Genomic DNA, 13,516 nt, shown 5'->3' on the forward strand with positions numbered 1-13,516 from the left:
ATCTAAATAATGTTTAAATATTTAACGACTCAATTTTCGTTAATTAACGGAATAGATTAACGATTAACTCACATTTATTAAATTCTAGAATAGTATTTTTGTATTTAATCTATTTTTTATGAATTTTTCGAATGTTAAACTAGTAGTAACAGACATGGATGGCACCCTTTTAAACCCTAAGAGTGAAGTTAGCCAACGATTTTTCAATCAGTTTAAAGAACTTAAAAAAAGAAATATTCATTTTGCTGCAGCTAGCGGAAGGCAATACCAAAGCATTCTAGAAAAGCTATACAGTATTAAAGATGATATTTCTATAATTGCTGAAAACGGTGGCATGATGGCACATGACAACAAGGAACATATTTTATTAAAACTAACTCAGGAAAACATTCAAAAATCTATCGAGATTTTACGCGAAGTTGAGGGCGCTTTTATTGTTTTATGCGGAAGAAAATCGGCTTACATAGAAACCAATAATCAAGACTTTATATCGAAATTTAGTAATTACTATTCCGAATATAAAATGGTTGATGATTTAACCAAAGTAACAAATGATGATTTTCTAAAAATAGCAGTATACCATTTTGAGTGTTCAGAAAAAAACATACTACCGCATTTAGGCAGTTTACAAAGCGACACACAAATTATTGTTTCTGGTAAAAACTGGCTAGATATTTCGCATGCGAACGCGAACAAAGGCTATGCTTTAAATATTTTGCAAGAAAAACTAGGCGTTACAAAGGAAGAAACGATGGTTTTTGGCGATTATAACAACGATTTGCAAATGCTAGAATTAGCACACTTTAGCTATGCTATGGAAAATGCACACGCAGATGTTAAAAAAATAGCACGCTATACAACTAAAAGTAATGCCGAAGAAGGCGTAGAATCCATTATTGAGCATCTCATCACTACTTAAGTTATGATACTTAATTAAAATCAAGCCCACTTAACAGAAGCTGAAAACCTATTATAAAACAAAACCGGATTAGTTAAATAAACTAATCCGGTTTTTGTTTTTTTTGAAGTAAAAGAGAATTATTTACCTAAAATTCTAAACATTCCAGTACCACAAGTTGGGCATTTACCTTTCATTGCTTTTCTACCATTTTTCATAGTAACTTCTTCAGAATCTTTTATCTCTCTTTTTTCTTTACATTTAACGCAGTATCCTTCCATGATCTATTGAGTTTTATATTTAATAAATTAATTATTTATAAATGTAAGTTTTATTATAAGTGCGTGCAAATAAAAAATAAATATTATCATCATTTTAGATGAAATACCATGCTTAAAAGCACTTTTGCAAGCACAAACAACTTAAAACCCATTATTAGCTGGGTAATTAAACAGAAAAGAACCGCCCTAAAACAAAAAAGCATCCCGATTTTCTATAAAGAAAAAAGGAAAGCTTCTCATTGGAATACCAAATCACTTTGGTAAACTACTTCCTAGATTCCTCTAGGAACAACACAACTTCGTATAAGTGCCAAAAAAAGCCCTAATTTCTCAGAGCTCTTTAGCAATTTTAGCGGTCTGGACGGGACTCGAACCCGCGACCTTCGCCGTGACAGGGCGACATTCTAACCAACTGAACTACCAGACCGTTGCTTTATTGCGGTTGCAAAGATACACGCCTTTTTGAATATGTCAAATGTTTTTTCAACTTTTTTTCAACTTTTTTTCGTCAAACAAACTTTTTTCGCTCTACCATAAAGGTAGTCAATATGTTACCGAAATTTTTATTTACATCAGCTTCCACATATTTTATCTTATACTGCAAACATTTTAATTTTAAGGCCTCAAAATAACCACTTACTGCATGTAAATAGTTTTCTTTTATACTTTCTGCGTACAAATTAATGTGCTCACCAGTTTCCACGTCTATAAAACGCTTGGGTTTATTATCAAAATCAAATTGCAGCTCCTTCTCCTTATCAAACACATGAAATAAGACCACTTCATGCTTATTATATTTTAAATGGCGCAAAGCCTCAAACAATCGCTCCTCATCTTCACTTGTTTGAAACATATCTGTAAACAAAAAAATCATAGAACGTTTATGAATCTTCTCTGCTATTTCATGCAAATACTTATAAGTTTCTGTCTGTTTGTTTTTTGGTTTTGAAACCACAGCAGCGCTCAAATGGCTTAATAACATTTGATGGTGACGCTCACTACCCTTTTCTGGCGCATAGTAATCGTAGGCATCGCTATAAACGCTTAAACCCACAGCATCCCGTTGCTTTTTTAGAATTTGCATGAGGGAAGCGGCCGCCAAAACTGAAAAGGCTATTTTATTTAGGTTTTCTATTGAAAAGGAGTCCATTTCTGGATAATGCATCGAACTACTATTATCTAGAATAATATGGCAGCGTAAATTCGTTTCATCGTCATAACGCTTGGTATAAAGTTTCTCTGTTTTTGCGAACAGCTTCCAATCTATATGGCGCGTACTTTCCCCTTTATTATATATTTTATGTTCTGCAAATTCGGCAGAAAACCCATGAAACGGACTTTTATGCATACCAGAAATAAAACCCTCGACTACTTGTTTCGCAAGTAATTCGAGGTTTTTAAATCCATCTGCTTTATTAAGTTCGTTTTGTATATGCACGTAAATACTATCCTAAAATACCATCAACAATACCGTAGGCTTTAGACTCTTCAGCACCCATCCAATGGTCACGATTAAAATCTTTCATAACTTTATCAAAAGATTGTCCACAGTTATCTGCTAATATTTGTGCGCTTAACTCTTTGGTTAACACAATTTCCTTAGCTGTAATTTCAATATCACTCGCTTGTCCACGTGCACCACCACTTGGTTGATGAATCATGACACGCGCATGCGGTTGGATAAAACGTTTTCCTTTTTGCCCTGCTGAAAGGATTATAGACCCCATAGAAGCCGCGAAACCAGTGCAAATGGTAGAAACCTCACTGTTTAAAGATTTAATACAGTCATAAATCGCAAAACCAGAAGTTACATAACCTCCAGGACTGTTTATATACAAATGAATATCATAAGTACCTAAAGCATCCAAATACATCAATCTATCTATAACGTGTTTTGCTGAATCATCATCCACCTGTCCCCATAAAAACACTTTACGTTGCTCTATTAACTTACTATCAATAGCATCTTGAACTTTTATTTTATCACTCATTTTTATTTAATTTTTATCTAAAATAAAAAAAGGTTTACCATTATGGCAAACCTTTTTAGTTTTCTTTTTTTATATCTACTACAAAAGCGCATCAATCGCTTCAGTATAAGCATTTTTTGGAGCTACACCAACTTGACGACCAACAACTTCACCGTTTTGAAAAACCAAAACTGTAGGTATGTTACGTACGCCATATTTTGCTGCAAATTCTTGGTTAGCATCTACATCAACCTTTCCAACAACTGCTTTCCCATCATATTCTTCACTTATTTGTTCAATGATTGGTCCAACCATTCTACATGGTCCACACCAAGCTGCCCAAAAGTCTACTAATACAGGTTTACTACTTTTTAATACTGTTTCCTCAAACGTTGCATCTGTTATTTCTAATGCCATAATATTTATATTTTAATTCGTATTTTCTTTAATACTGCAAAATTAGTCAAAAAATTCTCTAAAGCTTACAAGGTAACAATTTGTTTTCTTTATACTAACATTGATTTGCACTATTATAGCCTATTCAAGCTATAAATTCTTTATTTTAATGTTTTTAAACCAAACTCTATCTTCATGATCTTGCAAACAAATTTTGCCCTTTTTATTAACTCCAAAACCTTCCCAGTCTTTAAATTTTGAATTTGCAATAAGTGCTTCCCAAGCATCACCATGTAATGGAAAAGTAACTATTTCAATTCCATTTAAAACTACGGAGCCTTTGTTGGTTTTATGATTTATTTCAATTTCACATAAATTCCATTCGCCTGCTTGTTTACAAACATCTTGAGTAGGCTGTACCAAATCATACAACGCGCCCGCTTGATGAAATTTAGGATTTGCCTTAGCATCTGGATGTCTCTCATTATCTAATATCTGAATCTCTGCTCCTGTATTATATGGGTGTGCAAATTTTTCATCTTCTATAACACCCCACATAACACCACTATTTCCTGCTTCAGAAATTTTCCACTCTAGAGAAAGTTTAAAATCTGAATACTCTTTATTGGTCACCAGATTATATTCTGTTGAAGTACCTGCTTCTCTTCCTGGGAAAAACAAGGTGCCATTGTCAATAACCCAAGGATTGTGACCATTAGGATTATTATAAATGTGCCACGCCTCCATAGACGTACCATCAAAAAGATATTCCCAATCTGAAACTTCAGCCACCTCAACTGGCTCTACCTCCTGTTGCTTTTGCTTGTCTTTACAGGCTGTAAACGCCATGACAGCCATTACTAAAATTAGTGTTTTTTTCATATTAAGTTTAATTTGATATTATTATTCAACTGTTTTTGAAGACTTTAATAACAACGCTTTAGTCGCTCTAACCCCTTCTATCTCACTTAAACGCTTCCCTTCATACTCGACACCTATATAACTTGAATAGCCCGCATTTTTCACTAACTGAATAATTCTAGGAAAATCTAAAGTAGTTTCATCGCCATTTTCATCAAAATCATATGATTTAGCACTAACAGCCTTCGCTTTAGGTAACATCATCTCAATCCCTTTATACGTATCTGGATACACTTCTTCACATTCACCCCACTGCGCTCCGGCTTTTCGTTTTACACACCAATTTCCAAAATCTGGCAAAGTGCCGCAGTTTTCCATATTAACTTCTGAAATAGCTTCCATTAGCACGGGTGTATTCGAAGATAACCAACCATGATTTTCACACAACACATTTATATTTTTGGTCGCGGCATATGCTGATAGTTTTTTTAAACCATCTACAACAGAAGACACCCAAAGCACTGGGTCATTCGTTCCAAAAGTATTAACACGTATCGAGTGGCAACCTAATTTCTTAGCAGCATCCACCCACTTTTTATGATTTTCAACGGCCTCATTCCTAAGCTTCTCATTAGGGTCTGCTAAATCACCTTCCGCATCAATCATTATCAATACATTTCGCATACCAAATTTATCGCTCATTGTTTTTAATGAATCAATCACTTTATCAAACCCTAAGGCCTCAATCTGTTTATTATAAATATGATTCACATATTCTAAACCCACAAAACCCTCTTCTTTCGCTATTTCCGCAAATTTAAATGGGTCTACCCCATCTTCATTAAAAGTTCTATGCAAGGACCATTGTGCTAACGATAATTTAAAAAAAGGTGCATTTGCAACATCCTTATTTAATTTATATACTTGTGTTTCCTCCTTTTTATCTTGCTTACATGCTGTGAAGAACAGAGTGAATCCAAAAACACATAACAGCGCCACTTTTTGAGTAAATTTTAGAAAAATCATAATTAAAAGGTTCATTAATTTATATAATATCACTGAAATGTATTAATTTTTAATCATCTAATTAAACATTGTGATTAAAAAAATATTAAATCCTATTTCGAAACCATTGTCGATTTAGGTTTCAATAAATTTATGATTCATTTTCTTATAAATTAAATTTCTTTAACTAAATTAAACCTCTAATTTAATTTTCCACAATAAAAACCAACTAAAATTACTGAATCATTAATAAACATTCCTAATAAATGAATACTAATAACATAAACACTATTGAAGAGACTTACGACGCTATTGTTGTAGGCACAGGCATTTCTGGTGGGTGGGCAGCAAAAGAACTTTGTGAAAACGGATTAAAAACCTTAGTTCTTGAAAGAGGCCGAATGATAAAACATATTGAAGATTACACAACAGCTCACAAAGACCCTTGGGAGTTCCCGAACTTGGGTGTAGCTACAAGAGAAATAATAAAGCAGAAACCAAAACAACACAGAACAGGCTACGCGACCCGTCAAGAAACAGAACATTTTTTTGTTGACGACCTTAAACACCCCTATAATGAAGACAAACGCTTTGATTGGATACGAGGCTATCATGTTGGTGGACGCTCATTAACTTGGGGCAGACAAAGTTACCGTTTAAGTGACATCGATTTTGAAGCCAATAAAAAAGAAGGCATTGCCGTAGATTGGCCTATTCGATACAAAGACATTGCACCTTGGTACGATAAAGTTGAAGAATACATTGGCGTTAGTGGTGAAAATCTAGGTTTAAAACAGCTTCCAGACCAGAAACTCTTGAAACCAATGAATTTAAATTGTGTTGAAAAGCATTTAAAAGGTGTATTAGCCGAAAGCTTTGATGACGGTAGGCTATTAACTATAGGAAGAACAGCCCATATTACTGAAGGCTCTAAACCTGGTCAAGGACGAAGCACGTGCCAATACAGAAACAGATGTTCACGAGGCTGCCCGTTTGCCGCTTACTTTAGCAGTATCACCTCAACACTTCCTGCTGCTGAAGCTACCGGAAACATGACTTTAAGACCAAACTCGATTGCTCACGAGGTTATTTATGATGACATTACAAAAAAAGCAATAGGAGTGAAAGTAACTGATGCTGAAACGAAAGAGGTTTTTATATATAAAGCCAAAATTATTTTTCTTTGCGCTTCCGCCATTGCATCGGCATCTATTTTATTACAATCAAAATCGGAGCGTTTTCCAGATGGATTAGGCAATGATAGTGGTGAACTAGGGCGCAACATCATGGATCATCACTTTCACGTGGGCGCAAGAGCAAAAGCGGATGGCTTCGAAGATAAAATTGAAAAAGGCAGAAGAGCCAACGGATTATACATTCCTAGATTTAGAAATCTAGGAGGCAACACCAACACAAAAGAGTTCACAAGAGGTTATGGCTACCAAGGCGGTGCTTCCAGATCTAACGTCTCGGAAATGGTTGCCGAATTAAAATACGGACCAGAACTTAAAGAAGCTATTTTAAAACCAGGAGAATGGAATGTTAATTTACTTGCTTTTGGAGAAACATTACCCAACCATGATAATAAAATGTACATGGACTACGAAAAACTGGACCAATGGGGTTTACCAACAGTTACTTTTGATGCCGATTTACGCGAAAACGAACTTGCTATGCGTAAAGACATGCAAGAACAAGCGGTAAACATGCTAACCGCTGCAGGCTATAAAGATGTAGAAGGTTATGATAATTCTAAAGGTAAAGCCTTAGGTTTAGGTATACACGAAATGGGCACAGCTAGAATGGGAAGAGACCCAAAAACTTCAGTTTTAAACGAATTCAACCAAGTACACACTTGTACAAATGTATACGTAACAGATGGTGCTTTTATGACCTCTTCAGGCTGTCAAAACCCATCATTAACCTACATGGCATTTACAGCCAGAGCCGCAAACCACGCTGCGGAGCAATTCAAAAAAAATAACATTTAAAAAAACTGTAATATGAAAAGAAGAGACGTATTAAAAAACTTAGGTCTAGCTACAGGTTTTTTTGTTGCAACTCCGGGTGTTATTAGCTTATTACAAAGTTGTACCAGTGAAGTTAAAACTTGGGTGCCAGAATTTCTAAACACAGAGCAAGGTGTTATTTTAAAAAACTTAGTTAACATCATTCTGCCAAAAACAGAAAATTTACCATCGGCAACAGAATTAAACATTCCTCAATTTATTGATACATTTATGAATGAAGTTCTTGATGATGAAGGGCAAACTCAAATAAAAACAGCTTTTAGCACCATTGTTACGATTCTAAAAACGAATTTAAAAGAGACAGAAGGTGTTGAAAAACTAACGGAGACCCACTACAAATCTTTGTTAGACACATATATGCTAGTTAAAGGTGATATTGACGAGGAAAGAGAAGGCAATCCTGAATCTTTAGAAATAACGAAGTCTGAATTTTTAAACAACATAAAGTGGATGACTATTAATGCATATATAAATTCAGAAGAAATAGGGAAAAATGTATTGGTATACGATCCTGTCCCCGCTCAATATTACTGTGGCGATTTAGAAGAACTTACTAATGGAACATCTTATTCTCCTACCAAATGAAATATTATTTTAAAATAAGCATCATCGTTGTTATCAGCCTATTTATTAGCTGCAAAGAAACTCAGCAAAATAAAAACATTACAAATAAGGACACTTCAATAAAAACAGAAAAATGGACATCATTATTTAATGGGAAAAATTTAGACGGTTGGTTGATTAAAATTAATGGCCATGGATTAAACACCAATTACAACAATACCTTTCGTGCAGAAAATGGAGTCCTAAAAGTATCTTATGACCAGTATGACAGTTTTACAAATGAATTTGGACATATATTTTACAAAACACCGTTTACTAACTATAGATTTAGATTGCAATACAGGTTTGTAGGCCAGCAAGTAAAAGGTGGTGAGGCATGGGCTAAGAAAAACAGTGGCATCATGCTGCATTGTCAATCGCCCGAAAGCATGTTAAAAAATCAAGGATTCCCACTTTCATTGGAATTTCAATTATTAGGTGGCGTTAACGAAACGGAGCCGCGACCAACAGGAAACCTGTGCACACCTGCAACACACGTAATAATGAATGAAAAATTAATAACAGACCATTGCATTAAAGCGGACTGTAAAACGTATCATGGAGAAGAATGGATTACAGCTGAGGCATTAGTTAATCAAGATTCGATAACACATTTCATAAACGGAACACCAGTTATTTCGTATTCCAAGCCCATAATAGGTGGTCAATTTTTAGATTCGACATCCAAAGAGATTCAAGAAAAAGATGGTCAACCCTTACTTGGTGGCTATATTTCATTACAAAGCGAAAGCCACCCTATAGAATTCAGAAATATTGAAATTATGGAATTGTAATCAATTTGAATTCAACTATCTAATCATCCTAAAAAAAACACCCACTAACAGACTCTACAAGATACAATGAACCACATAAAAACGGCACAACATAATCGTTGTGCCGTTCAATTTTATAAAAAAATCAAGATAAAGACTCCTGGCTTCGCAGGAATTAATTCAACTTATACCTAACATCTACATTCGCCAGTTCAGTAAGTAACTCTTGAGACACTTTTACCTTTTGCTTTCTGCTAGACATTTGGAGTTTTATTTTTTCCTTACTATCATAAACCACAAAATTAAGCATTTGGCTACCGGGATGCATATGTAACAACTCGCGTAGTTTCTCGATTTTGGATTCTTTTAAATCATTAATATCAATTTGAATGGATAATTTTTTAGCATAATTTTCCATGACATCGTGTAACAATTGAAAACTATTAAACTGCAATCGAGGATCACTCTTTTTACCTGTATCCTTATTCGTCCAACCTTCTCTAATAAATGACTTCACGAATACGAAATTATTCTGCATTAAAAAGTGCCTAAATTTCAAGTATTCTTCACCAAAGATCCGAAACTCAAAACTATCGGTATAATCTTCAATGGTAAACATAGCCCATCCTTTTCCTTGCTTACTTACACGGTGCTGAACCTCGGTAACCACACCTCCAAAAACCATTTCTCTGTTCACATAGGTCTCTAATTCTCTAAATAAAGCTAGGTTTGCGTTACAAAACGTAGTCATTTCAGTTCTAAAATCATCCAACGGATGTCCAGAAATATAAACGCCAACCACTTCCTTTTCTCGCGCTAATTTTTCCATAGTACCCCACTCTTCACATGGAGGCACTTCTGGCTCTGCTATTTGCACATCACTAGCAGCACCAAACAAACTTACTTGCGCAGAATTTTCATTTTCCTGATGTTTACTTCCGTAGCGAATGGCTTTTTCTAAAAAGGTAATACCATCACCTTCATCATGAAAATATTGGGCACGATGCGTAGTTCCAAACCCATCAAAACCACCTGCCAATGCTAAATTTTCGAATGCTTTTTTATTAGCCGCGCGTAAATCGATACGTTTGGCAAAATCGAAAATAGATTTATAATAACCTTCTTCTTTCCTATTATCTACAATGGTAATAACGGCGCCATGCCCCACACCTTTGATGGCTCCCATTCCGAAACGCACCGCATTATCTTTATTTACTGAAAACTTATAGAACGACTCATTCACATCAGGACCTAAAACAGGCAACTTCATACGCTTACATTCTTCCATAAAGAAGGTAACCTGCTTGATATCGTTCATGTTGTTAGACAGTACCGCCGCCATATATTCCGCCGGGTAATGCGCCTTTAAATAAGCTGTTTGATAGGCTATCCAAGCATAACACGTCGAGTGGGATTTATTAAATGCATAACTCGCAAATGCTTCCCAGTCTTTCCAAATTTTCTCAAGTATTTTAGCTTCATGCCCTTTTGCACTTGCCTGCTCAACAAACTTAGGTTTCATTTTATCAAGTACCGCAATTTGCTTTTTACCCATCGCCTTACGAAGTACATCGGCCTCACCTTTTGTAAATCCTGCTAGTTTTTGAGACAGCAACATCACCTGCTCTTGATATACCGTAATACCATAGGTTTCTTTTAGATACTCTTCCATCGCAGCTAAATCGTATTCAATAGGCTCTTCACCATGTTTACGACGCGTAAAACTTGGAATATACTCCATAGGTCCCGGACGGTACAAGGCATTCATCGCAATTAAATCTTCGAAAACCGTGGGCTTTAATTCTTTAAGGTGTTTCTGCATCCCAGGAGATTCATATTGGAATACACCAACTGTTTCACCTCTTTGGAACAACTCATATGTTTTTACATCATCTAAAGGAAAAGTGTCAGGATCCAGTAAAATATCATGTTTTGCTTTAACAATTTTAACAGTATCTTTTATTAGGGTTAAGGTTTTTAACCCCAAGAAGTCCATTTTTAATAACCCCGCTTCTTCAACCACCGAGTTATCAAACTGAGTCACATATAAATCGGAATCTTTAGCAATAGATACCGGGACGAACTTAGTAATATCATCTGGAGTAATGATAACCCCACATGCATGAATACCTGTATTACGCACCGAACCTTCAAGCGTTCTTGCCAGATTTACAGTTTCGGCTTCTAAATCGCTTCCTTCAGAAATACTTATAAGTTGATTAACCTTTTCTAAATCTTCTGCTCGAAATTTGATCCCTAATTCCTTATCAGTTAAACCGAAAATTTTATTCAGTTTAGACATATTCGGAATCAACTTCGCAATTCTATCCGCATCAAATAAGGGCAAATCTAAAACACGTGCGGTATCACGAATGGACGACTTCGCCGCCATCGTTCCATAGGTGATAATTTGCGCTACTTGACTGCTTCCGTATTTATTGATTACATAATCCATAACACGACTTCGACCTTCATCATCAAAATCAATATCAATATCGGGCATACTTACACGATCTGGATTTAGGAAACGCTCAAAAAGTAAATCGTACTTAAGCGGGTCTATATTGGTAATCCATAAACAATAAGCTACCACCGAACCCGCAGCAGATCCACGACCAGGACCTACCGAAACATCCATATTTCGGGCTTCGCGAATAAAATCTTCAACAATTAAGAAATAACCTGGATATCCTGTATTTTGAATAACATCCAACTCAAAATCTAAACGCTCTACAACAACATCTGAAAGTTCTTCACCATATCGTTTTTTGGCTCCTTGATAGGTTAAATGGCGTAAATAGGCATTTTCACCACGCTTACCACCATCTGTCGCATCTTCTTCTTTTACAAACTGCTCTGGAATATCGAAAGCAGGCAATAAAACCTCTCTTGCTAAACCATAAGCTTCTACCTTATCTACAACTTCTTGAATGTTACTTATTGCTTCAGGAATATCTTTAAAGAGTAATTTCATCTCTTCAGGAGACTTAAAATAATACTCCTGATTTGGCATTCCGTAGCGATAGCCACGTCCACGCCCAATAGGTGTCGCCTGCTTTTCACCATCTTTCACACAAAGTAAAATATCGTGCGCATTGGCATCACCCTTTTTGCAATAGTATGTGTTATTGGTCGCAATTAATTTAACATCGTGCTTTTTAGCTAGTTCAATTAACACAGGGTTTACACGATCTTCATCTTCCTGATTGTGACGCATCAGTTCCATATACAAATCGTCACCAAACTGTTCTTTCCACCAAATTAAGGCTTCTTCTGCTTGATTTTCACCTACATTTAAAACCTTACTTGGCACCTCACCGTATAAGTTACCGGTTAGTACAATTAAATCTTCTTTATATTCTTCAATAAGTTTTTTATCGATTCGGGGTAAATAATAAAACCCGTTTACGAAGGCATGTGATGATAGTTTTGCTAGGTTGTGATACCCCTTTTTATTCTTAGCCATCAATACAATTTGATAACCGTTATCTTTTCTTGTTTTATCTAAATGGTTTTCACAAACAAAGAACTCAACCCCTATTATTGGTTTAATTTCGTTTGCTACAGGCGTATTTCCTTCCGCTATCGCCGCTTCATTTTTTGTTTTCACAGCTTTGTTATGACTACTTACAGCTTTCACAAAGTGAAAAGCGCCCATCATATTAGCATGGTCTGTTAAAGCAACTGCAGGCATATTATACTCTGCAGCCGAGGCCACCAAATCGGTAACACTAATAGTTGATTGCAAAACAGAAAACTGCGAATGGTTATGCAAATGCACAAAATCAACTTCCTTTAAATCGGATATATTTTGTTTTATTTCTTCAGTAGAAATAGTAACTTCTTGAACATTTTTTAAACCCTCAAGAATTTTAGCACTTTCTTTTTTAAGATTGATGTGCTTTAAACCAATAAGCTGAATCTCCTTAGGGTTCGCTTCCTTAAATTCTTTAAAGAAATTGGGCTCAACATCTAACTGTTCTTTGGTATACTCCTCTAAACGAATCAGCTCTAAAAAACAACGGGTTGTTGCTTCCACATCGGCAGTGGCATTATGTGCTTCGGAAAAAGGCGCGTTAAATAAAAACTGATGCAGCTCAGTAAGTGTAGGTAGCTTAAATTTACCATAACGCCCCCCCGCTATTTGACACAAACTAGCTGTATGCTCTGTACAGGTATCTAAAACTGGTAATTCCTGCAAGGGGTTTTCAACATCACCACGCACAAACTCTGCCCCCATAATGTTAAGGTCGAATTTCACATTTTGACCTACAACAAACTTAGTTTTACTTAAAGCTTCATTAAATTTTACTAAAACTTCCGCTAACGGAATTCCCTGTTCCTGCGCTAACTCCGTAGAAATACCATGAATTTTCTCTGCATCATAAGGTATATTAAACCCTTCTGGTTGTACCAAATAATCTTGATGCTCGATACAATTCCCCATGGCATCGTGTAATTGCCATGCAATTTGTATACATCGAGGCCAATTATCGGTATCGGTAATGGGTGCATCCCAACGTTTCGGCAATCCAGTGGTTTCTGTATCGAAAATTAAGTACATTCTTTAGTTTATTTATTTGATGTTTAGCCGTTTAGAAATTTCAAACGCGGTTGATAAAAATACAGAATTATATGGCTTTTAAAAGCAAAAGTTACAAAGAGTTTTAAACAAAAAAAAGCGCAACCCAAATGGGTT

Annotated in this window: 11 protein-coding genes and 1 tRNA gene; 4 read left to right on the forward strand and 8 right to left on the reverse strand. The window is 35.6% G+C overall.

Going from position 1 to position 13,516, the window contains the following annotated elements; genetic code table 11:
• The first annotated feature begins 118 nt into the window (after positions 1-118).
• Complete coding sequence (locus tag Q5N74_RS01755) at positions 119-919, forward strand: HAD family hydrolase (protein ID WP_304386968.1); 801 nt, start codon at positions 119-121, stop codon at positions 917-919.
• A gap of 119 nt (positions 920-1,038) precedes the next feature.
• Here the strand turns inward: Q5N74_RS01755 and Q5N74_RS01760 are convergent, their stop codons facing one another.
• The 7 genes from Q5N74_RS01760 to Q5N74_RS01790 all read right to left on the reverse strand — a co-directional run bounded on the left by Q5N74_RS01760 (position 1,039) and on the right by Q5N74_RS01790 (position 5,432).
• A complete protein-coding gene (locus Q5N74_RS01760) occupies positions 1,039-1,179 on the reverse strand; it encodes a DUF5679 domain-containing protein (RefSeq protein ID WP_304386969.1) in 141 nt (46 codons plus the stop codon).
• Between the two features lie 353 nt (positions 1,180-1,532).
• Positions 1,533-1,606: transfer RNA gene (locus Q5N74_RS01765), tRNA-Asp, on the reverse strand.
• Positions 1,607-1,687: 81 nt separating this feature from the next.
• Entirely contained in the window at positions 1,688-2,617 is a 930-nt protein-coding gene (locus Q5N74_RS01770) for a DUF58 domain-containing protein (protein ID WP_304386970.1), read from the reverse strand.
• 7 nt (positions 2,618-2,624) lie between these two features.
• Complete coding sequence (locus tag Q5N74_RS01775) at positions 2,625-3,170, reverse strand: ClpP family protease (protein WP_304386971.1); 546 nt, start codon at positions 3,168-3,170, stop codon at positions 2,625-2,627.
• Positions 3,171-3,248: 78 nt separating this feature from the next.
• Positions 3,249-3,566 carry a thioredoxin gene (trxA, locus tag Q5N74_RS01780; protein WP_304386972.1) on the reverse strand — a complete coding sequence of 106 codons (318 nt, stop codon included), beginning with the start codon at positions 3,564-3,566 and terminating at the stop codon, positions 3,249-3,251.
• Between the two features lie 129 nt (positions 3,567-3,695).
• The gene (locus Q5N74_RS01785) at positions 3,696-4,427 is read right to left on the reverse strand and encodes a DUF1080 domain-containing protein (RefSeq protein WP_304386973.1); all 732 of its coding nucleotides are present in this window, start codon (positions 4,425-4,427) and stop codon (positions 3,696-3,698) included.
• A gap of 21 nt (positions 4,428-4,448) precedes the next feature.
• A complete protein-coding gene (locus tag Q5N74_RS01790; RefSeq protein ID WP_304386974.1) occupies positions 4,449-5,432 on the reverse strand; it encodes a sugar phosphate isomerase/epimerase in 984 nt (327 codons plus the stop codon).
• Between the two features lie 245 nt (positions 5,433-5,677).
• Between Q5N74_RS01790 and Q5N74_RS01795 the strand changes: the two genes are divergently transcribed.
• Genes Q5N74_RS01795 through Q5N74_RS01805 form a run of 3 tightly spaced genes read left to right on the forward strand, consistent with a single transcriptional unit; the run spans position 5,678 to position 8,838 of the window.
• Complete coding sequence (locus Q5N74_RS01795) at positions 5,678-7,402, forward strand: GMC oxidoreductase (protein WP_304386975.1); 1,725 nt, start codon at positions 5,678-5,680, stop codon at positions 7,400-7,402.
• Between the two features lie 12 nt (positions 7,403-7,414).
• The gene (locus Q5N74_RS01800) at positions 7,415-8,026 is read left to right on the forward strand and encodes a gluconate 2-dehydrogenase subunit 3 family protein (RefSeq protein WP_304386976.1); all 612 of its coding nucleotides are present in this window, start codon (positions 7,415-7,417) and stop codon (positions 8,024-8,026) included.
• The gene (locus Q5N74_RS01805; protein ID WP_304386977.1) at positions 8,023-8,838 is read left to right on the forward strand and encodes a DUF1080 domain-containing protein; all 816 of its coding nucleotides are present in this window, start codon (positions 8,023-8,025) and stop codon (positions 8,836-8,838) included. The genes Q5N74_RS01800 and Q5N74_RS01805 overlap by 4 nt, the downstream gene beginning before the upstream one ends.
• Positions 8,839-8,992: 154 nt before the next feature.
• Here the strand turns inward: Q5N74_RS01805 and dnaE are convergent, their stop codons facing one another.
• Positions 8,993-13,381 carry a DNA polymerase III subunit alpha gene (dnaE, locus tag Q5N74_RS01810; protein ID WP_304386978.1) on the reverse strand — a complete coding sequence of 1,463 codons (4,389 nt, stop codon included), beginning with the start codon at positions 13,379-13,381 and terminating at the stop codon, positions 8,993-8,995.
• Positions 13,382-13,516: the final 135 nt, after the last annotated feature.

This window comes from Mariniflexile sp. AS56, assembly GCF_030552475.1.
GTDB lineage: Bacteria > Bacteroidota > Bacteroidia > Flavobacteriales > Flavobacteriaceae > Mariniflexile.

Bases quoted from the DNA above. Each gene is read 5' to 3' on its own strand.
- Q5N74_RS01755 (WP_304386968.1), top strand. From the start codon at position 119: ATGAATTTTTCGAATGTTAAACTAGTAGTAACAGACATGGATGGCACC.
- Q5N74_RS01760 (WP_304386969.1), bottom strand. From the start codon at position 1,179: ATGGAAGGATACTGCGTTAAATGTAAAGAAAAAAGAGAGATAAAAGAT.
- Q5N74_RS01775 (WP_304386971.1), bottom strand. From the start codon at position 3,170: ATGAGTGATAAAATAAAAGTTCAAGATGCTATTGATAGTAAGTTAATA.
- trxA (WP_304386972.1), bottom strand. From the start codon at position 3,566: ATGGCATTAGAAATAACAGATGCAACGTTTGAGGAAACAGTATTAAAA.
- Q5N74_RS01785 (WP_304386973.1), bottom strand. From the start codon at position 4,427: ATGAAAAAAACACTAATTTTAGTAATGGCTGTCATGGCGTTTACAGCC.
- Q5N74_RS01790 (WP_304386974.1), bottom strand. From the start codon at position 5,432: ATGATTTTTCTAAAATTTACTCAAAAAGTGGCGCTGTTATGTGTTTTT.
- Q5N74_RS01795 (WP_304386975.1), top strand. From the start codon at position 5,678: ATGAATACTAATAACATAAACACTATTGAAGAGACTTACGACGCTATT.
- Q5N74_RS01800 (WP_304386976.1), top strand. From the start codon at position 7,415: ATGAAAAGAAGAGACGTATTAAAAAACTTAGGTCTAGCTACAGGTTTT.
- Q5N74_RS01805 (WP_304386977.1), top strand. From the start codon at position 8,023: ATGAAATATTATTTTAAAATAAGCATCATCGTTGTTATCAGCCTATTT.
- dnaE (WP_304386978.1), bottom strand. From the start codon at position 13,381: ATGTACTTAATTTTCGATACAGAAACCACTGGATTGCCGAAACGTTGG.